This is a genomic window from Methanolobus sp. WCC4, from assembly GCF_038022665.1.
Lineage (GTDB): Archaea > Halobacteriota > Methanosarcinia > Methanosarcinales > Methanosarcinaceae > Methanolobus.
Window position 1 is genome coordinate 2823679 of record NZ_CP150629.1, and the last position, 21263, is coordinate 2844941.

Genomic DNA, 21263 nt, shown 5'->3' on the forward strand with positions numbered 1-21263 from the left:
GGTATTATGATTCCTCCAGTTTCAAAAAAGGATTATCACAATACCTCTACCTGATTAAATAATTTACTTCGCATCAGCATCCTCCTCAGCAGCAGCCATCCCAGCAACAACCTCCTCAGCAGCAGCCATCCCAGCAGCCATCCCAGCAGCCATCTCTGTAGCTTTCTCCTCATCAGCAGCCTTCTTAGCAGCATCAGCAGCATCATCAGCAGCCTTCTTAGCATCCTTAGCAGCATCAGCAGCATCAGCAGCAGCCTTCTTAGCATCCTTAGCAGCATCAGCAGCATCAGCATCATCAGCAGCCTTCATAGCAGCTTCGGCAGCATCAGCAGCCTTCGCAGCAGCTTCAGCAGCAGCTTTCGCATCAGCAGCTTTCTCAGCAGCCGACTTAGCATCATCAGCAACCTTCTTAGCAGCTTCGGCAGCAGCTTTCGCATCAGCAGCCTCCTTAGCAGCATTCACAGCAACATCCTTCGCAGCTATCCCCACATTATAAGCCATCACAGCAGCTTCCTTCTTGAACAATTCATGATGCATCTTGCTACTCAACTTCCTTGATTGCAGTTCATTATCCACATGTCCCAGCTTTGTCAAGGTATTGGCAGCTATTATCTTTCCTTCATTTGCATCTGCAAGGATGTAACTGACCACACTACCACCAAAGTAAGTCATATGGGGTGACTTGAACCAACGTTTACTCCTGAGCTTTTCACCACTATTGGAAACAATTGTTGCATAAAGCAAATGACTTATCCCCAACTCCAAAATTTTCTCACGCAAAACAGCGAGATGTAGTGGAGAAGCAGTTTGACCATCGGCGACGGTACATAGTGTTTTATTGAATTCGTCAAAGCCAGTTATCAGGGATTTTGACTGCGCAACAAATCCTTCTGCAGCTACTTTATCGATTTTCAAGTTCTTTAATTCTATATTCTGATCTTGAATTTGAGAAGGACCATCAGTCTGCACATTGGCAGAATCAGCTTTCTGCGCATTGGAAGATTCACTTTCCATTTTCTTGATTTCCTCTTCTAACGTAGTTATTTTTTTGTCAAGACCAACAATAAGATTGTTAAATAAATATACCTGACTTTGTAAGTTCCATCGTTTGGCAAACAGTTTACTAAGTTTAGTGATAATAGAATCTTTTGAAGCTTCTGAATCTTTTAGAAAGTAGAAATCAGGTAAATAGACTGATAAGCCTACCTTTTCGATTTTCCCTGCAATCAAGGCCCGCAATGCTGTATCTGATAACGAGATATCTTTGCTTTCAAGGATGTACTCTGATTTGAATAGCTTCGCAAGGTCTGTCACAGCTCCGACAGCACTTGTTACGGTTTCCAGTGGTGAACCGATAATGGTGCCTATAATTTGTTCTATGACGGTTTTTTCTTTTTCCTCCTTAGGTACTTCTTCTTCTTCTTCTTCCTCCTTAGGTTCTTCTTCCTTGGTTTTTCCTTTCTCCGTTGCCGGAGTTAAATGCTCTTCAAGGTATTTGTTATTCTCTTTAATTTGATTATCCAGTGCTAAATGCACTTCACCCAGCTGCTTTATTACTTGCAGTCGGGGAATATCTTTAGCCGCCATGTTCAGGTCATCTACCAAAAGAATTTTACTGCTCGTCCCAAAACCCTCTTTACCAATCTGAGATACTACCGTAGTCACCAATTCACTTACCTGATAGGGTAAAGTATTGTAGGCTACCAGCCCTGTCATGGAACCAGACTTATTATCGGTAGTAGTGGTGGTTTCTTCTTCACTGGTGGTTTCTTCTTCTTCGTTGGTGGCTTCTTCATCACTCATTTTCATCACTCCACATTCTAAAGAAAAATATACAAGCTTAGATATCTTCTAAATTATGTTCCTATGCAAACAGTTGGATTTTTATTTCATCAGTCTAGCAGATACATATAATAGTTAACACAAAAAACAATGTCAACCAACATAGATTCGTCTATTCAATCTAATCTCATTAAATACACTCAACCAAACAACGAATAAATCTGAGCAAACACTCCCTTTATCCAGATTTATTCATAATATTATATTTAGTTTCGAACTATTTAACTATGGCGTAATATATATTCATAGATTTACGAATTTATAAAAATTAGTATGTAGTTTAATTAATATTGAACAATAAAAATTAAAAAAGAAAATATTTTTTCGCACCTTCTAATGCTAACGCAATAATCTCACTAATCAAAAGGTGCTGCTATTGCCCCATACTTGCCCACATAGCAAATATATTTTACTTTATATATGCATGTGTATTTAAACTTAGAAATAAATGAAATAAATGTTATCATACCTCTCTGGAGGAGAGATACAATCTTCTTGCGGTTCAATAAACAAGACTTCCATCATGTCCGTGACTACAACGTTAATTGCATGACCATATGTTTCCTCATTTTCATCAAGACCTTCTCCCCAGAGAATTCCTAAACAGTGAGGATATCTTCTTGCTCCATCTAAATATGCATCCTTAATAAATTCATATTTAAGCGATAAAGCAAAGTCATCACAATCATATTTTTCAATGACCCAGTCTAATTTATCAGTTCTGTTATGAACCAATCTATCAATATCACTTATTGGACTGCAATAATAAGTATCATCAGCAAACAGGAATTTGCACCCTTCGTTCAGTTTATTACCTAACTTGTCTCTCAGAAGACTTTTTACTTCATTACTATTCAGAAGTTTATATTTATCTAGATTCGAAATTGTTCCGAAACTTACAGTTCCATCTTTATACCAGGCATAACAATGATTGTTAGTTTCAGCAATTCCCATACCTACAATATCACTAGGACATTTTCCGGCAGGTAATGAATATTCAGACCTATTTATGCATTTACCTAAATTCGAACTTGTTCCGGAACTTACAGTTCCATCTTTATACCAGGCATAACAATAATCCTCAGATCCGGCAATTCCCATATCTACGATGTCAGTAGGAGATTTTCCATCAGGTAATGCGTATTTAGACCTTCCGTCTATATCTAAATCCGAAATTGTTCCGGAGCTTACAGTTCCATCTTTATACCAAGCATAACAATAATCGTTAGTTTCAGCAATTCCCATACCTACAATGTCAGTAGGACGTTTTCCGGCAGGTAATGAATATTCAGACCTTCCGTCTTTATCTCTATCCCAAATTGTTCCAGAACTTACAGTTCCATCTTTATGCCAGGCATAACAACGATCATCTCGTCCAGCAATTCCCATACCAACAATTTCACTATCCAATTTTATACCCCCTTTAATTACCTCATAATATTTTCTCCACGAAAATAATTATGAGCGGTTATTTATATGTTTTTTTAGGAGATATTTCTTTTGAAAACTAAGTTACTGAAAAGATTTAATGCTCAAAAATATTATTTCAAAGTTGGAAACTGTATTTTGTTATTTAAAAACACAACTGTTTACATAATTACAATAGTATGTATGACCCAAAAGACTTAAACACTCACGGATGGGTGGAAGGTCGAGATTAGAAGAAGATTGACAGAGTGGAACTGACACAGGACAAATAGTTTAGAGATGAATCTCTTGGTATTCTGGAAGGTTTTATGATAATACTGAAGAGAATCTTCAATTGAAGTTATAAAAAGAAAAACAATACAGCCCTTCAAAAGAGCTGCATCAACACATCGATTTTAAGGACCCTACAACATCAGACCAATGCATTCTTCGGAAACTCTGAATCCGTCTCTTCCGTTTCTGAAGAGAATGAACACTCCACATCCCCATCGAACGTATCTTTAGATACTACTGAGCCACCGGCCACAGAATCCAGCTTGAACTTGGACACCACCAGCTGCATATTGGCTGCCACATCTGCGAGTTCCTGAGCAGATCTTGATAGTTCCTGCATGGAAGCGGTCTGTTCCTGAACCGAGGCGGAAGCCTGCTGGGCACCGGCTGCGGACTCTTCTGATATCGTAGATACTTCCTCCACAGAGGAGGTTACCTCTTCTATTGAAGCGGATTGTTCTTCCGCGGCTGCAGCGATCTCCTGAACCATCTTCACAATGGTATTTCCGGCCACTACCACATCATCCACTGCAAGGACGGACTTCTCAAGGGATATCGCACCGGCATCAACCTCATCTGCACCCTTCCTCATAGAGGAAACCGCATCCCGGGTTCCGTTCTGTATCTGAGCTATAAGATCGGCGATCTGCTGGGCAGCATCACCTGATTCCTCAGCAAGTTTTCTGACCTCGTCCGCTACAACAGCAAATCCACGTCCGTGTTCACCTGCCCTTGCAGCCTCAATAGCCGCGTTAAGGGCAAGCAGGTTGGTCTGGTCCGCAATGTTTGTGATAAGATTGACAATCTCACCTATCTGAGCTGACTTCGCATCCAGATCATTGATCACATCCGAAGACTCATTGACAGCAGATCTTATACCATCCATCATCACCTTGAGGTCCTTTGACATCTCACCAAGTCCCTGTATCAGAGTATTGGATTCCACAGCATTCTGCGCTGCATTCTCTGAGTTGGCAGCCACTTCCTGCACCGTACGACCCATATCGGCCATTGCACTTGCCACATCCTCAGCCTTGCCGGACTGGAGCTGTGTACCGTCCGATATCTCGGCCACAGTGCTGGTTATCTCCTCAGCAGTAGCTGTCAGCTCCTCGGTTGATGATGACATTTCCTGAGCAGTGGATGCAATAGCCTCGGAATTCTCCATCACAAGAGATACCACATCGTTCAAAGAACGTCTGCAGTTCTCCACACCTTCAGTGAGCTGTATGAAATCCCCAACACCATGAACGCGTACTTCCCGCGTCAGGTCATTGGATGATATCGAACTAAGAACCTCACAGGAATCACCAATGATACCCTGCAGAGTATCTCCAAAGCCATCCAGGGTATCACCCAGTACCTTGAAGTCACCCCTGGCATCAATAGCGACCCTGGCATCAAGATCACCCTCTGAATAGGCGGTGATGATCCTTGAAGCCTCGTTCACCGGACCTACAACTGCATCCAGACAGTTGTTCACACCTTCAACGATCCTGAGATAATCTCCCTGATGCTTTGAAGCATCTGCACGAGTGGAAAGTTCACCACTGACACCGGCCTGTGCAAGCATATCTGCATCTGCCACCAGATTATTAATGGCATCGATACAGGTGTTAAGATTGTCTTTGATAGCATTGAAATCACCATTGTAGCTATCTGTGATCTTTTCAGGAATATCACCCTTTGATATCCTGTCCATATGTTCCGCAGCTACATTCAGTGGACCAATGACCGCATCAAGAGTATTGTTGACCCCTTCCACCACCTTACGATAGTCGCCTTCATGCCTTGAAGCATCGGCACGGGTATCGAGCCTGCCTTCAACAGCTGCAACAGCAAGCATATCCGCATCAGTTATCAAACTGGAGATCGCTGCTGCCACACCATCCAGTGATGAATATATCTGTGAGAAATTACCGTGTTGGACAGCAGTGTACTCATTGGCATCTGCGATGTTCGAGTCAATATCCAGATTACCGGATGCAATGTTCTCAAGGTTACCAACAAGACGCTTGATCTCATTTTCAGTATACACTGCATTTACCCTGGAAGCTGAGATATTCTGAACTACCTCGATATGACCTATCTTCTCGCCCTGGGCGTCATAGATGTACGAGTTGTCAGCCTGGAAGTACCTATCCTCTCCATCCTTTCCGGGCTGGTCGAACAATGTGATAGGTTCCCCGGCATTCAGCCTGCATACACCACAGTTCTCCGTGCCACATATACTGGCCCCCCATTGACTGCACTGGGTGCCAAGAATATCCGCACGTTTCAGACCTATAGCCTTCTCGGCGGACCTGTTAATGAATGTCCAGTTCAGATCATTATCAGTTACTGATACAGGGAACGGGATGTTATCAAGAATGGAATTATACCAGTAGACCTTGTTGACGACCGAGTCCAGTGTACGGTTCACACCATCGACGATATCACGGAATTTACCGTCGTGTTTAGATACATCGGCACGAGTATCGAACTCTTCGTTAGTGGCTGCAATGGCCAGCATCTCCGAATCGGAGATCAGTTCATTCACGGCATCTACACACTGATTCAAATTGTTCTTGATAAGGTTGAAATCACCCTGATACTCATCAGTGATCGCTTCAGGCATATCGCCTTTGGAAATGCGGTCAATATATTCTGCAGCCACATTTAGTGGACCAATGACAGCATCAAGAGTATCATTAACACCTTCAACGATAGCCTTATAGTCACCGTGATGCTTTGACGCATCTGCGCGAGTATCAAGTTTACCCTCGACTGCTGCAACTGAAAGCATATTGGCATCAGAAACTAACGTATTGATAGCATCGATACACTGGTTAAGGTTGTTCTTGATCTCATTGAAATCACCACTGTAATCATCAGTGATATGCTGAGGGATATCACCATGGGCGATACGGTCAACATATTCAGCAGCAACGTTCAGCGGGCCGATAACAGCATCAAGAGTTCCATTGACACCCTCAACGATAGCGCGATAATCACCAAAGTGCTTTGAAGCATCGGCACGAGTGTCAAGCCTGCCCTCAACAGCAGCCACAGACAGCATATTGGCATCAGAAACTAAAGCACCGATGGCATCGATACACCGATTAAGGTTATCCTTGATCTCATTGAAGTCACCACTATAATCATCAGTGATATGCTGAGGAATATCACCATGGGCAATACGGTCAACATATTCAGCTGCAACGTTCAGAGGACCGATGACAGCATCGAGAGTATCATTCACGCCTTCAACGATAGCCCTGTAGTCACCATTATGCCGGGAAGCATCAGCACGAGTATCAAGTTTACCATCAACAGCAGCAATAGACAGCATATTGGCATCGTCAACAAGAGCGTTTATTGAAGCGATACAGGTATTGAGATTGTTCTTGATCTCATTGAAATCACCACTGTAATCATCTGTGATCGCAGGCGGGATGTCCCCATGAGCGATACGGTCAACATATTCGGCAGCGACATTCAACGGACCGATGACAGCATCAAGAGTGTCATTAACACCTTCAACAATAGCCCTATAGTCACCACTATGCCTGGAAGCATCGGCACGAGTATCAAGCTTTCCTTCGACTGCTGCAACTGAAAGCATATTAGCATCAGCAACCAGTGCATTGATCGAACCGATACACTGGTTAAGGTTGTTCTTGATAGTATTGAAATCACCGTGATACTCATCCGTGATCACAGGCGGGATGTCACCCTTAGAGATACGGTCAACGTAGTCAGCAGCCACATTCAAAGGACTGATAACTGCATCCAGCACCTGATTGAAACCTCTGGGGATCGCCTCGAAATCGATTGCCACATCAGTGTTTGCCCTTTTGTCGAGCTTACCCTGAAGAGTAGCATTTGAAATATCATCGAAATCATCAACGATCTTTCGTATACCTCCGGAAATAGACCTGCTTATCAGTAATGAGATAATACACCCAAGTATCACAAAGATAAGAACAGCACCTACTATACTATTCCTGATAGCCATCAAAGGACCTTCGAACTCTTCTGAATAACTACTTGATACAATGATCCAGTCATTTGGTTCGTAGTAAGTGAAACCCGCTATCTTATCCCGGCCTTCCCAATCATAATGTATAACGCCCTCTTTTGTGTTGATGATATCTTTTACAAAATCATTCTCATAGATATTCTCACCTTCCATATTGGGATGGAGTACCAGGTTACCCTCGGAATCCATTACGTAGATGTATCCGGTCTCACCTACGACTATCTCAGCCATATGATCCCTTATTGTATTGATGAATGGGTCCTCTAATACACCCACATAGAGAATACCTATGACATCTCCTGAACTGTCTTTTATAGGCTCGTATGCGGTCAGGTACCATGCATTGACCACCCATGCCTGTCCATAGAAGGTCTCTCCTTTGTTGACAACCGCATCATAGACCGGCTGTGACACAGTAGTACCTATTGCCCTGTCCCCGTCATCTTTGATCACATTCGTGGAAATACGCACAGCTTCGCCATCGATGACCTGGAACACAGTGGCAGTTCCCCCCACCATGGACTGGATGTTGTCAACGATCTCATAATTATAATTTACAACGTGTCCGCCTTCAATGGAAAACTTTCCGTCGACTATCTCAAGATGACCATTTGTTATGGATTCATCTCCAAGGACCATCTTACCATCAACGATAGCAGGGTCACCATTTCCATAAAATAGTGATCTTGCAACCCCAAGGTCACTATTGACCTTATCCTGTGCAAGAGAAAAAGTAGAATCAACATAATCCTTCTCGATGAAAACCTGGTCCTCCAGATTATCTTCTAACTGGCTTCTGATACCGACCGCGGTCTGCTCATAAGCATAGAATCCAACAATAGCAACCGGTAAGATAGTAAGCAGTAAACATACTGCAATTAATTTTTGACTTATAGTTATCTTATTAAGATCCATTCGAACACGTCCCATGCACACATATTGACCAGGGAATTCATCATGAGAACTATACTCGTCCAGCAGAAAACCCGATCGTGTAACATACTTAATTGAACTTGACAATAATAGCGATATTTTGTAAACCTCATTTTAATGGAGAAACTTTTTACTCAGAAGCCATCAGAGAATAGCCATTATCCATAAATGCACCATTGAACGACAAATTTTGCAGGAATTGTGAAAGATATCAGATCTAAGAGAGATAGTGAAGAGGATACGACAATACCCAATGCCTACAGTTTACATGTAAAAACTTTACATCCCGCAAATATAATTAGCCTCCATTCTCATTAATATACTACTGTGAAAGCACTCACTTTAATAAGAAATATGTAATAGTATATAATTGTATTTATGCAGAAATATAAATTAGACTTACATATAATATGCAGATGCCAGCATTTCAAATTGACCTAAATACATAATGCAATATCCTCGTACTGATACTTGGAACATATATCCTGAAAAGTCCAATGTTGACCAGACATACACTAATGAACACAAAAAATATTGATCGTATTACTTTATTTTACAACCAGTGATTACCATGATAAACATATCACCGAGAGAGACCACAACAAGAAAGATCCCTACATTTGAAGAGGCTGCAAAATTCCACGGGCATGTCTGCCCGGGACTCACTATCGGCTACATCGCTGCAAAAGCAGGTATCGAAAAACTCGAAGCTGAAAGGGACGTTGATGAAGAACTTGTGACTATTGTGGAAAATGATGCATGTGGAGTAGATGCAGTACAGGTACTTACCGGATGTACCATAGGAAAAGGTAACCTGATCTACAGGGATCATGCTAAACAGGTTTTCACATTCATATGCAGAAACAGTGGCAAGGCAGTAAGGGTTGCACTAAGGGCAAGTTTCAGCATCGATGCCATCGACCCCGAAGTAAACAAACTGCGTCCTAAGGTAATGTCAGGAACAGCCAGTGAAGAAGAGGAAAAGGAATTCAGGGAACGAATGGACGGAATATCAAAAACTATGAGAGAGACACCTGTTGATGATATGTTCAAGGTCGAATTCGTTGATGTAGAGATTCCACGTAAAGCAAGGATATTCAACTCGCTCAAGTGTGTCAAATGCGGAGAGATGATGGCAGAATCACGGGCAAGAGTACAGAACGGAGAATATGTCTGTATCCCCTGCTACGAGGAATAACAAGAGAATGAAAAATACATCCATGACCCATGTTCCACAAAGGTGAAGAGCTAGCAAGATTTAAAAAAAGCTTACCGGCATTAAACAATCATCAAATATCCACTTCATGATCAGGGAAGACACTTTCCATGATCCTTTTGGCGACATGGACCACTTTATCCTTCCTGCCAACTTTGATAGTATGGTCTGCGAATGACCGGTAAAGTACAGTCCTTTCTTCATACAGGCCATTCAATCCTTTTTCCTTTAAACCCACAACACCCCTCGTTGAAAGATTTGACAAACGAGATACTATGGTCCCAAATGGAACATCCAGATAAACTATGGTCGATCGTTCCTTAAAGAACTGCATCGCCTTTTCAGAATAGACCACACTTCCACCCGTTGCAATAATACAGTCGTCTTTCAGGTCAAGTCCGAGTATGCTCTGCTCCTCCGCCCGGACAAGGGCCATGTCACCCAGGTCATTGACAATGTTCTGTAACCCGGTACCAGACCCATCTATAACAAGCTTATCCGTATCGATGAACTCATAACCAAGCATAGATGCAAGTTTCTGTCCGGCAGAACTCTTGCCTGCCCCGGGCATACCGATAAGAGTGATTATCATACGGCCACTTCCTTCCTGTATAATATAGTAGTCAGCTATTGTTTACTCATGATCAGTTAGTAAGGGACTGTATCGGAGCAGGTATCCTTCCACCCCTTGAGATGAACTGCTCAGAGCTGAATTCATGTACCGGCATCACCGGTGCACTTCCAAGAAGACCGCCGAACTCGATCATATCCCCTACCCTGGTTCCCGGAGCAGGAATAACTCTCACAGCAGTTGTCTTCTTGTTTATCATACCTATTGCCATCTCATCTGCAATGATAGCAGCCAGGGTCGATGATGAAGTGGCACCCGGAACAGCTATCATGTCCAGACCAACAGAGCAAACGCTGGTCATCGCCTCGAGCTTATCAAGTGAAAGTGAACCTCTTTGTACAGCCTTGATCATACCCTCATCCTCACTTACAGGGATGAAAGCGCCGCTTAAGCCTCCGACTGAAGATGAAGCCATAGCACCTCCTTTCTTGACCGCATCGTTGAGTAATGCGAGTGCAGCGGTAGTTCCATGAGTACCACAACTTTCCAGACCCATGGCTTCCAGAATAGCCGCAACACTATCACCTATTGCAGGGGTTGGGGCAAGGGACAGGTCGAGCACACCGAATTGCGCATGAAGCCTGCGTGCAACCTCATTACCCACCATCTCACCCATTCTGGTGATCTTGAAAGCAGTCTTCTTTATGCATTCCGAGATATCACCAAGTGTAGGTTCTTTGAGAGCGCGCACCGCAGAATTGACAACACCGGGACCACTGACACCTACATTGATAACGCAATCCGGCTCACCTACACCGTGGAAAGCACCCGCCATAAATGGATTATCCTCAGGTGCATTGGCAAAGACAACAAGTTTGGCACAGCCGATACCTGAATTATCCTTTGTCAACTCGGCAGTCTCTTTGATCACCTTGCCCATCAGGGCAACAGCATCCATATTAATTCCGGCTTTGGTGGTTGCCACATTGACAGATGAACAGACCTTCTGTGTGCTTGCAAGTGCCCGGGGGATCGAGTTGATAAGCTTGAGATCACCTGGGGTCATTCCCTTCTGAACAAGAGCACTGAAACCACCTATAAAGTCAACACCTGCATCCTCGGCGGCCCTGTCAAGTGTCTGAGCAACGGATGTCAGGTCCGTAGCATCACAACTCTCGGCAACGATAGCAATTGGCGTAACTGATATCCTCTTATTGATCACAGGGATGCCATAGAGGTTCTGAATATCATTGGTGGTCTTTACAAGGTCCTTAGCATAATACATGATCCTGTCATAGACATTCTCATTGAAAGTATCTATATCAGGATGGCTGCAACCTCGCAGGCTGATACCCATGGTGACGGTCCTTATGTCAAGGTTCTCATTACTCACCATATTGATGGTTTCAAGGATCTCTTCAGGATGGATCATCATGGACATACACCTCATATCCTGTGCATGAAGCGGAACACATCTTCGTGCTGGACCTTTACCTCGACTCCCAGCTCAGAACCTTTTTCCGACATAGCCTGCTGGAAAGCCGAATGATCGAAGCTCTCATCTTTCACCTGTGCAAGCATTATCATGGTGAACAGGTCATCCATAATGGTCTGGCTGATGTCTACAATATTAACGTTGTATTGCGCCATGACCTGAGTGATACCTGCAACAATACCAACTTTATCAATACCAATAACAGTGATCATAAAACGATTGGATGACATGGATATTTCCTTCATATATAGATGATTTAGAGATAATAAGATAGCATAATAGAAGAGATACTATTTTGACTTTGCCGGTGATAATTTCTGTTGAATGAACAACATGATACATATAGATATATTACATAGGCAATTATAAAATAATAGCAGAAGCCTCATAAGCAAATGGCACAGGCATAGAGTAATATAATACTAATTTAACACTATATGTGAAAAATAGAGTATTAAGAGAAGTATGCAAGAATAAATATCCACAATCCATCACAATAATATACAATTTGGAAAATATTGATGCAAATATATATTAACCTCGGAAAATGTTAGAGGGTTACCAAGTCCAAGGAACTCAAGAGCAACAAGGTTTATATAGAATTTTCATAATCATTATTATGATGATGGTTTGAACGGCTAAGTTCAGATGATTCAAACAATCAGGAGATACAATGGTTAAAATTGTACATGCACAAACCGTACTCACGGAAGATGAACTTGCGGCTTTAAAGAAGAAATGTAATGAGTCGTCAACGAAAGAAGCCCTGAGCATGGCGGTGCAACATTATCTCGAGTGTGAGTATACTGACCTCGATGATAAAATGTGGACCAAGAAGCTTGAAAAAGTGGTCCAGAAAAAAAAGCAAAAGAAATTATAGCTTTTGAACAAGAGAGGAACAACTATGAGCAAAGCAAACCAATTCTTAGATGAGGATGCAGTATCCCCGGTCATCGGTGTAATCCTGATGGTCGCAATCACTGTGATCCTTGCTGCAGTAATCGCAGCATTCGTATTCGGCATGGGACCACCAGAACAGGCACCACAGGCAAGTATCAGAGCAAGTGCAACTGAAGATAGTACAGGCACATTTAGCATCGTTATGCTTGAGCATCAGGGCGGAGATGAAGTCACACTTACATCATCAGCCACAAAATTCGCTGTTGAAGGAACAACTGTAGAATATGGAACTGTACAAGACTACTTCACTGCAGGAGACCGTCTCTACATTGGTTATAACACATCAGGCGATTATACAATTGGAAACTCAACAACTGCTGCAGACATTGGAGGGGCTAATGCAAACATTGCCAACTCTACCGAAACCATTGATGTAACAATCATTGATGTCGGAAGCCAGCAGATGATTGGTGACCTTAGCGTAAGATTCTAAACACATTAAAATGACGTATCTTGCGTCATCTTTTCTTTCTTTTTTGATTCAAGTAATTCAGATAAACTTAAATACTTTCCAAATCCACATCTTTCTGTAGATATTTATAATCAGGAAGTGGTTTGTTGGATTACGAAGTCTTACTGAAGAATTCATGGAACATTGTTAAAGATAATATTGTGACATTTATCGTTGGTCTGTTAATAGCCGTCATAGGATCTATCCTTATAGTGACCATTGCACCTCTTGCCTATGGATACACATTCATGGCAATAAAAGGAGTACGCGGAGAGATTCCAGAGATAGGAGATGTCTTTGAAGGTTTTAAGAAGGACAACTTCATCAGAAGCTGGACCTACATGCTGATAGCTATTGTTGCCAGCGTGATAATAGGGCAGATACCTTACCTCTCATCAATACTTTCCCTGATAATGGGAGTACTGTTGATGTACACCATGCCATTGCTCATAATCAGAGGATACGGAGGTATCGACGGCATAACAGAGAGTATAGAGATGGTGCAGGCAGTCCCGATTGAGAGCGTAATAATCTATGTGATCATAAATGTGCTCATATTCATTGGCATGCTACTTATTGGAATAGGTGTGCTCATCACAGCACCGATCGCAGCGGTTTTCATTGCAGGTGCAACTACTGAGCTTGCCGGAGAACGATAAAGACTAAATTTATATTAAAATGCTGTAAACACGAGTTTACAGCCCATTTTTTTAATAATATGCATCTATCTGGTTCAGATACCATATATCTCTGAACCTTTCTTGACCTTCTCGACATCCCTTTCAATTACTGAAAGCCTGTTCTTATCGACTTTCATACCTGCAAGACTCTCGATGAACCATATGGATTTTACATGATCATCAGGAGTGAGCTTCCAGTCGGGTTTCTCCATGTAGAAGTCAATTCCGTCTGCATAGTGAAGAAGTTCCATCCTGACCTTCTCAGTGATCCATCCGAGTTCCTCATAGTATGAAAGGATGTCCGGGAGGTTGTTGCGACCCACCAGCCCCATCAGGAACTCAAGCCATTCCATGCAGAGTTTCATGTTCCCTGAATTCTTAACGATATTTGAGAGGTGGACATTCTGCCCAAAGCCTTTGTAACTTTTAGCACCCAGCTTCTTCAGCTCGCTCTCGACATACTCAGTGACCGAATCAACCTTCTCAAGCATTTCAGCGTTCTTTGTCTCGGATTCCTGCTTGAACTCAGAGAATGCTGAAGATGTCGTTCCAAGGTTGTCAACTATGGAAGATATCGACCTTGATAGTTCCACAGACGTGGATCTGGCATCTTCCTGGATCTTCTCAATGGAACCGATCTTTGTACCTATCTCATCAAGTTTGACAGTAATAACATCTATACGTGAAAAGTTGGATTCGTTCTCCTGAAGGGATTCATGCAACTGCCCCAGAAGAGCGGTATATGAATTGACGAGTTCTGAGACACTGTCCTCTATTCTGGAAAGGTCTGACCTGATAGTCATATTGTCAGACTGGAGTACAGAAAGGTTGGATTCAAAATCACCCATCTTCACTTCAACGGAACTTATCTTTTCTTCAATTCCACTGAACTGAGATTCATTACGAGAGAGAGCTTCATCATTTGACTTCACAAAAGATGAGAATGAACTATCGATCTCCAAAAGTTTGTCCGAGAAACTTTCTACATCACCTTTAAGTGAACCGAACCGGACGTCGATGTTGCTCAGGTCATCCTTGAAATCGAATATATTATCCTCAAGCCTGTTGAATTTCTCATCGGACCTCTTCTTCATAACCTGCAACTCGGAAGATATTTCTGCAGACATATCATGCATTTCTGAAAGAACCGGAGCATCAGCTTTCACCTCTTCTCCACTTTCACCATCTATAGCAATGCCATATCCCTCTGGAAGCTCATCAGCCTCATCCCGAGAGATATCCAAATCTTTTACAGGATCAACAGGAACTATTTCTGCAATATCTGAAAGTTCAGGCATTGGATCAGTCAGGCACTCTTGATTCGGCTCTGACGCTAAGGCACCAGTATCTTCCTCAAAAGAGGGGAGATCTTCTGCTGCCATTACTGGAGCTTCTATGGGCGTGATCTTCCTGATATCATCCTCTGTCCCTGCGCCCATATCCATCTCAAATGGATCAGACTGCCCGGGAAGCACTGCTCCTTCTTTGAATACAGGTGCTTTCTGGAAAGGGTCTGCAGACGGTGTCTCGAATGGAGATGAATGCTCATCTTCAAATGGAGAAGAAGACATTGATGAAGCAATATCGTCTTCCTGACCGGAAGCATCCAGGGATGGAACATCTTTCATATCCTCCATCCTCTCGATAAGGCTTTTTCCCTTTGTCAGGTTCTTCAAAAATCCCTTAGCAACAAAAGAAAGGTCCTGAATATTCTTTTTCAGAGCATCTATGTTAATGTTTGTTTTCCCACCCAAGGACCCAGGAATATTATTAGAGGATGATTTTTCCTGACCAGGTACAGATGAAGCAAAAGGATTATAATCAACAGACGGAGGAGCTTCAAAAGGATTTACACTACCGGATGCAGGAGCATTAAAGGGATTACCATCAGCAGAAGGAGAAGCATCAAAAGGATTAACACTACCGGATGCAGGAGCATTAAAAGGATTAGCATCAGCAGATACAGGAACATCAAAAGGATTCACATTATCAGATGCAGGTGGATTAAAGAGGTTAGCATCAGCAGGTACAGGAGAATCAAAGGGATTCACACTATCAGATGCAGGGGGATTAAAGGGGTTAGCATCAGCAGATACAGGAGAATCAAAAGGATTCACATTATCAGATGCAGGGGGATTGAAGGAGTTAGTATCAGCAGATACAGGAACATCAAAAGGATTCACATTATCAGATGCAGGGGGATTAAAGGGGTTAGCATCAGCAGATACAGGAGAATCAAAGGGATTAACAACATCAGATGCAGGGGGATTAAAGGGGTTAGCATCAGCAGATACAGGAGAATCAAAAGGATTCACATTATCAGATGCAGGGGGATTGAAGGAGTTAGCATCAGCAGATACTGGAGAATCAAAGGGATTGACAACATCGGATGCAGGGGCATTAAAAGGATTAGCAGCATCTAATGCAGGAATCGACGACTCTACACTATGATCTGTTTCTGTATTTTCATCAGATGGAAGGAACGGTTCGAACAAAGGTGGTGGAGATGAGCGTTTCTTAGGTTCTGCCGGAACAGTACCAGCATTAACTCCGCCAGGAACCAATGAATCCGGGTCAAAAAGTGGTTTTGTGACCTGATCGATGATATCACTATTAGATGAAGAGGATCGAACAAAAGTATCGCCCATTAAAGGCGGAAGACCTGCTGATGGAGAATCCACCTCAGGGACCTGAACATCAGGTGTTTCATCCTCATTGTTACTTAGCATTGACAGATCAGGCAGGTCTCCGAATGCAGGTGCGGCCATTTCAGGCATCTGTACATCCAGAACATCAGGATCAGAACCGGAATCTGGAGCCTCTATTTTAGCCTCCTCCATTGGCATATCTGCAAATGCATTTGCCAGTATATCAGGAATAGGTGGATTGGAACCATTTTCCAGTCCAGGAGCGGGGCTGTCTGTTATCTTAGACTCCTCGCCTGCTGAAGACATGATCTCTGCTATTTTTTTATTCTCCCATGGAAGCTCGCTCATAGAAACCAACTATTGATCAAAAAGGATTATTATAAATTCAAGATTATTATATGCGCGATATTTATATAAGAGTTACCATCGATGACAAAAGATACTCTGGATGTGTCTGACAATATAATAACTATCAAAATAATCTTAAAAGGGTTTAGGCGCACGGGAATAATTGAGGGAATGGACGAGAGATAAAGGATGAAATTTGTGCTAAAAATTCATTTTGCTGTGTGTTTGTGCGCCTAACTGTGCATTGTAGATGATAGTATATAACAGTTTGGTACTACTTCCTAAAAATGACATTATTATGAGCACATGATGGAATCATTATCTGTAAACATTAAAGGGGATTATGGAATAAAAATAAAAAGAGAATATAAAAATATACAAATGTGCATTGTATGTGCACATTTAACACAAATGATACTGGTCAATCTTCAGCATATAATATCCGTGCATTCTCAACTGATGCTTTCACAAGTCCATCGATATCGATCTTCTTTTCTTCCGCAAGCAGGGAATCACATGCAGCTTTTACTTCCGGATGAACCGGTACAGCCTCACATCCACCGGTCTGGCGGATAGATATATCGTAAGTGCCTATCTTCCTGGCAATATCAATTATCTCATTCTTGTCCATACCGATCAACGGGTGGAAAAGAGGAACTGAAAGACCGTATAATTCCGCATACATATTGTAGGTCGTCTGTGAAGCAACCTGACCCAGTGAAGAACCGGTGATTATACCTGAAGCTCCTTCCTTCTTCATGATCTCAAGAGCTACCCTGTACATGGTCCTCTTACACATAAGGCACGTTTTATTCTTGGAACATTTACCTATGAACTCCTCAAGGTTGGGACCATGAGGGATCTCATATAATTTCAATGGGTGACCCGGACACCACTCCTGAAGTGCCTTAACACAATCCACAGTGCGCTTGTGGGCACGGTCATCACTATAAGGAGAATTATTACAGTAAACAGGGATCACTTCGACCCCCCTCTTCATCATCAACCAGGTAGAAACAGGAGAATCTATACCACCTGATACAAGGGATACCATCTTTCCCTGGGTGCCCAGCGGAAGACCACCTACACCTTCTACAGTCTCTGTGAAAACGTATGCCCTGTTCTGCCTCATCTCTACAAAGACCTCTTTGTCGGGGTTTGAAAGGTCCACTGAAGGAGTGATGCCTCTTGATTCAAGCATCTGCCACACTGCATCCCCACATCCCATGCCAACATCACGTGAAGAAAAGCTATGATTTCCGGTACGCCTTGCCCTTATAGCAAATGACTGACCTTCGGCCACAAACCCATCAGCAAGCTTTGCACACAGGGCACCTGCTGCCTCAATTGTGGCATCTGCCACCTGGGCAAAAGAGGTGGACACAACACCGAACACATCCGCAGCAGCCTTTGCAGCCCTGACATCATCTGTTTCAATGAATATCCTGCCCCATTCACGGTTTATACGGGAATAGGGTATACCACGATATTCCAGCATCGCAGATATGTTCTTTACAAGGGTTTTCTCATACCAGTTGCGAACACCTGTACTCTTCAAAGCGAGTTCGCCATATCTCACAATAATAACGTTTTCCATTGTTAGAAATCGGTCATAGGACTATTAAAGTTGATCGGAAGAGGCAAATAATAATTTTCCTATGAAACCTACCGGTAAAACGTCGGTAACAAGGAACGGCATCTATTCCATGACACTGAAATCGGAGTACTTGCCTGAATAGGAAGACCAGGAAACCATTACATCCTCCACTGCTATAGTATCCACTTTATCAAAGGCCCTGTTCATCTCAAGATAGCCGATAAATGCACTTATATCTGACTTCTCACCTTCAAGATGTACTTTATACAGGCCTTCTGGTAACTCCTGAGAATAACCTGTCAATGATCGTTGATAAGCATTATCAGAAGCATATTTGTGAAAATCCCCTTTTGAATTCCTGAGCGTGACCAGTATTGTTGCAGATGATAAGTTCTCTGAGCCTGTTTCACTGTCCTGCATGAGCATCTATATGTGCGACACAAATATAAGACCTTGGAAATGGTTCGAGAAGAAGGAAAAACAGGAAATTAACAGGAATCAGCGCCTTATAGAGAAATCAGAATATTCTGATGTTGCTTCGGTCCACTCGACACTGACATCTTCCACATCTGCCAGAGCAGGACCAATATTCAAAAAATCAATGAGCTTCTGGATAGATGATGCCTTACCTTCTGCAACGACCCTGACCCTCCCATCGGGCAGGTTCTGTGCAAAACCGGTGAGAGACAATTTTTGGGCATTTTCCACAGTGAACCTGCGGAAATATACGCCCTGAACCCTTCCCCTTACAAGTATCGTTGCAGAGGACAGTTCCTCTGCATTTGACATTTCATCCTGCATACTGTTAGATGTGCAGAGAAACCTTATAAGAATTTTGGCCTCTGAGAGAGCATCTTTGCAAGACAGAGTCCCTTGTAAGGCATACCTTCTGTCTCGGAAGCTATCCTTGAGTTAAGTTCCTCAGGGGTCATCTCTACCTTCATCGGCTTCTTGGGTTCGGATTCTGCACGAATGGTCACATTGATAGTGCCTTTTTCTACCTCACTGTCACCTACGACAACTACATATGGGACCCACTCGCGGCCTGCCTCGCGAATCCTCTTACCAATGGTATCCTCGCGATCATCGATATCAACACGGCAGTTGAGCTGGTCTGCCACCTTCATGGCATATTCCATATGTGCATCTGCTATCGGGATGACCCTTACCTGTGTAGGGGAGAGCCATAGTGGGAGTATTGGAACACCGCCCTCCTCTGCCTTCATTGCCTCCTTCTCAAGGAGACCATAGATACAGCGTTCTATGGCACCGCTTGGTGAGCAGTGAAGGATGACTGGCCTGTTTGCGGTTCCATTTGAATCGATGTAGTTGATATCATACCTTTCTGCATTCTCAACATCGATCTGTACGGTTGAGAGAGCGCTTGCCTTTGCAAGAGCATCAACGAAGTTGAACTCGAACTTGAGTACGAAATAGAAGAAACGGGTATCCCACATCTCAATAAGTACCGGCTTGTTCACGGTCTTTGCGAGGTTTGTGATGAAATCCTTGTTCTCATTATAGAAATCCCTGGTAAACCTGATAGCTACCTCGAAGTCATCCACCTTGATACCTACCTTATCAAGGACGGAGATACACATATTATACTGCTGATCGAACTGGTCAATAGCCTGATTCATATCAGCACACAGACTGTGCATATCGGGCATTGTGAAAGCCCTCAGGCGTCTCAGACCCACCAGTTCTCCACGCTGTTCCTTCCTGAAACTGTATCTGGTCATCTCTACCATCTTGAGTGGCAGGTTCTTGTAGGAGATCGTCATGTCGTGGTTCATCAGGAACTGACCGAAACATGCGGCAAACCTGAGGAACATCTGCCTCTTGTCAGATTCAATGGAATACTGACGTGCAGGGAACCTGTCGAGGTATTTCTTAAGGGTAGGATGGTTCATATCATACATGAGAGGTGTCTCGACCTCCATTGCATCCACCTTTGAGGTTTCCTCAAGCACGAAGTTCTCAAGAAGTGATTTCATCAGGCGGCCCTTTGGATAGTAACGCATATTACCTGAATCCGATCCCGGCTCGTAGTCAGCGATCTCCAGCCTGCGCATGAGCTCGACATGTGGTGGTGCCCTCTCTACAGCTCTCTTCTTGGAGATCTCATAGTCCACGAACTTCCCGAGGTTGTCATGTCCTGTGAAATCAAAGGTTGTTGCATCATGAAGGGTTCCGTCAGGTGTCAGGACATGCCAGTATGACTTTGCTGTACTCTCGGCTTTAAGGGCTTCTGATACGACTTCCTCCTTGTCGGATACCACACATGGAGGCACTGATGAACCCACATCCTCATCAGGAACTATAGAACGTGAGAGTTCTGAGAGCGGGTGCCCTTTACAGCTGATCTTGAATGCCTTGTACCAGCCGAATGGTGCCCTCTTAACAGTGAAATCACCGGATAGTGCTGCTTCTATTCCTTTTAGGACAGCGACACCTGCTTTAGGAGAAGAAAGGTCTGAGCTCAGGTGAGCATATGGATATACCATGACATTTTCTGCCTTCACCTGTGTGGCTACGCTTTTTATCTCTTCCACTGCTTTTGAAATGGCACCTTCGACATTCGCCTCATCGACCTTTTCCACTGCAATGAAAGCTGTGAGAGCCTCCTCAAGTCTCCCCTGCTTAAAGGAATCTTCTATCTTCTCAGCAACCGGAGTGCTCTTCTTCACTTCATATTCGATATAGTCAGAATGGATAAGTAATAACTGCATAGATTCACCTGTAGATCTTGCTACCTTAATTAGAGCAATCCTTATTAACCTTTTTCAACTCGGCTGAA

General features: G+C 43.1%; 15 protein-coding genes. 4 read left to right on the forward strand and 11 right to left on the reverse strand.

What is annotated here, in order from left to right:
• Positions 1–63: 63 nt before the first annotated feature.
• From V7O63_RS13475 to V7O63_RS13485, 3 genes are all read right to left on the reverse strand, one after another.
• Positions 64–1803, reverse strand: a complete 1740-nt coding sequence (locus V7O63_RS13475; protein WP_340819062.1) for a hypothetical protein — start codon at positions 1801–1803, stop codon at positions 64–66.
• A gap of 477 nt (positions 1804–2280) precedes the next feature.
• Positions 2281–3252 (reverse strand): lectin MOA-related protein, encoded by a 972-nt coding sequence (locus V7O63_RS13480; protein ID WP_340819063.1) that lies wholly within the window; start codon positions 3250–3252, stop codon positions 2281–2283.
• A gap of 430 nt (positions 3253–3682) precedes the next feature.
• A complete protein-coding gene (locus V7O63_RS13485; protein ID WP_340819064.1) occupies positions 3683–8479 on the reverse strand; it encodes a Cache 3/Cache 2 fusion domain-containing protein in 4797 nt (1598 codons plus the stop codon).
• A gap of 589 nt (positions 8480–9068) precedes the next feature.
• Between V7O63_RS13485 and V7O63_RS13490 the strand changes: the two genes are divergently transcribed.
• Positions 9069–9695 (forward strand): FmdE family protein, encoded by a 627-nt coding sequence (locus V7O63_RS13490; RefSeq protein WP_340819065.1) that lies wholly within the window; start codon positions 9069–9071, stop codon positions 9693–9695.
• 91 nt (positions 9696–9786) lie between these two features.
• Here V7O63_RS13490 and V7O63_RS13495 read toward each other — a convergent pair whose 3' ends face one another.
• From V7O63_RS13495 to V7O63_RS13505, 3 genes are read right to left on the reverse strand one after another with little or no spacing between them, the layout of a single operon-like run.
• Positions 9787–10305, reverse strand: coding sequence for a shikimate kinase (locus tag V7O63_RS13495; RefSeq protein ID WP_340819066.1), 519 nt, complete (start codon positions 10303–10305; stop codon positions 9787–9789).
• 52 nt (positions 10306–10357) lie between these two features.
• Positions 10358–11719, reverse strand: a complete 1362-nt coding sequence (locus tag V7O63_RS13500; protein WP_340819067.1) for a PFL family protein — start codon at positions 11717–11719, stop codon at positions 10358–10360.
• An 11-nt stretch (positions 11720–11730) separates the two neighbouring features.
• A complete protein-coding gene (locus V7O63_RS13505) occupies positions 11731–12009 on the reverse strand; it encodes an ACT domain-containing protein (protein WP_340819068.1) in 279 nt (92 codons plus the stop codon).
• A 443-nt stretch (positions 12010–12452) separates the two neighbouring features.
• On the opposite strand from V7O63_RS13505, the gene V7O63_RS13510 reads away from it, so the two are divergent.
• The 3 genes from V7O63_RS13510 (at position 12453) to V7O63_RS13520 (ending at position 13849) form a co-directional block, all read left to right on the forward strand.
• Positions 12453–12659, forward strand: coding sequence for a DUF5371 family protein (locus tag V7O63_RS13510; RefSeq protein ID WP_091937948.1), 207 nt, complete (start codon positions 12453–12455; stop codon positions 12657–12659).
• 24 nt (positions 12660–12683) lie between these two features.
• On the forward strand, positions 12684–13172 hold the full coding sequence (locus V7O63_RS13515) for a type IV pilin N-terminal domain-containing protein (RefSeq protein WP_340819069.1): 489 nt from the start codon (positions 12684–12686) through the stop codon (positions 13170–13172).
• 125 nt (positions 13173–13297) lie between these two features.
• Complete coding sequence (locus V7O63_RS13520; RefSeq protein ID WP_340819070.1) at positions 13298–13849, forward strand: hypothetical protein; 552 nt, start codon at positions 13298–13300, stop codon at positions 13847–13849.
• Between the two features lie 74 nt (positions 13850–13923).
• Here the strand turns inward: V7O63_RS13520 and V7O63_RS13525 are convergent, their stop codons facing one another.
• From V7O63_RS13525 to V7O63_RS13545, 5 genes are all read right to left on the reverse strand, one after another.
• Positions 13924–16866 carry a FlaD/FlaE family flagellar protein gene (locus V7O63_RS13525; RefSeq protein ID WP_340819071.1) on the reverse strand — a complete coding sequence of 981 codons (2943 nt, stop codon included), beginning with the start codon at positions 16864–16866 and terminating at the stop codon, positions 13924–13926.
• A 421-nt stretch (positions 16867–17287) separates the two neighbouring features.
• Positions 17288–18463, reverse strand: a complete 1176-nt coding sequence (gene thiI, locus V7O63_RS13530; protein ID WP_340819072.1) for a tRNA uracil 4-sulfurtransferase ThiI — start codon at positions 18461–18463, stop codon at positions 17288–17290.
• A 102-nt stretch (positions 18464–18565) separates the two neighbouring features.
• Positions 18566–18883: an acylphosphatase gene (locus tag V7O63_RS13535; protein ID WP_340819073.1), complete on the reverse strand. Its 318-nt coding sequence runs from the start codon at positions 18881–18883 to the stop codon at positions 18566–18568.
• A gap of 78 nt (positions 18884–18961) precedes the next feature.
• Entirely contained in the window at positions 18962–19264 is a 303-nt protein-coding gene (locus V7O63_RS13540) for an acylphosphatase (RefSeq protein ID WP_340819074.1), read from the reverse strand.
• Between the two features lie 23 nt (positions 19265–19287).
• The gene (locus tag V7O63_RS13545; protein ID WP_340819075.1) at positions 19288–21195 is read right to left on the reverse strand and encodes a threonine--tRNA ligase; all 1908 of its coding nucleotides are present in this window, start codon (positions 21193–21195) and stop codon (positions 19288–19290) included.
• Positions 21196–21263: the final 68 nt, after the last annotated feature.

What these genes read in the sequence shown, in the direction of transcription:
- V7O63_RS13515 (WP_340819069.1), top strand. Translation starts at nt 12,684, where the DNA reads ATGAGCAAAGCAAACCAATTCTTAGATGAGGATGCAGTATCCCCGGTC.
- V7O63_RS13485 (WP_340819064.1), bottom strand. Translation starts at nt 8,479, where the DNA reads ATGGATCTTAATAAGATAACTATAAGTCAAAAATTAATTGCAGTATGT.
- V7O63_RS13510 (WP_091937948.1), top strand. Translation starts at nt 12,453, where the DNA reads ATGGTTAAAATTGTACATGCACAAACCGTACTCACGGAAGATGAACTT.
- V7O63_RS13545 (WP_340819075.1), bottom strand. Translation starts at nt 21,195, where the DNA reads ATGCAGTTATTACTTATCCATTCTGACTATATCGAATATGAAGTGAAG.
- V7O63_RS13540 (WP_340819074.1), bottom strand. Translation starts at nt 19,264, where the DNA reads ATGCAGGATGAAATGTCAAATGCAGAGGAACTGTCCTCTGCAACGATA.
- V7O63_RS13525 (WP_340819071.1), bottom strand. Translation starts at nt 16,866, where the DNA reads ATGAGCGAGCTTCCATGGGAGAATAAAAAAATAGCAGAGATCATGTCT.
- V7O63_RS13500 (WP_340819067.1), bottom strand. Translation starts at nt 11,719, where the DNA reads ATGATGATCCATCCTGAAGAGATCCTTGAAACCATCAATATGGTGAGT.
- V7O63_RS13490 (WP_340819065.1), top strand. Translation starts at nt 9,069, where the DNA reads ATGATAAACATATCACCGAGAGAGACCACAACAAGAAAGATCCCTACA.
- V7O63_RS13535 (WP_340819073.1), bottom strand. Translation starts at nt 18,883, where the DNA reads ATGCAGGACAGTGAAACAGGCTCAGAGAACTTATCATCTGCAACAATA.
- V7O63_RS13475 (WP_340819062.1), bottom strand. Translation starts at nt 1,803, where the DNA reads ATGAGTGATGAAGAAGCCACCAACGAAGAAGAAGAAACCACCAGTGAA.
- thiI (WP_340819072.1), bottom strand. Translation starts at nt 18,463, where the DNA reads ATGGAAAACGTTATTATTGTGAGATATGGCGAACTCGCTTTGAAGAGT.
- V7O63_RS13505 (WP_340819068.1), bottom strand. Translation starts at nt 12,009, where the DNA reads ATGTCATCCAATCGTTTTATGATCACTGTTATTGGTATTGATAAAGTT.
- V7O63_RS13495 (WP_340819066.1), bottom strand. Translation starts at nt 10,305, where the DNA reads ATGATAATCACTCTTATCGGTATGCCCGGGGCAGGCAAGAGTTCTGCC.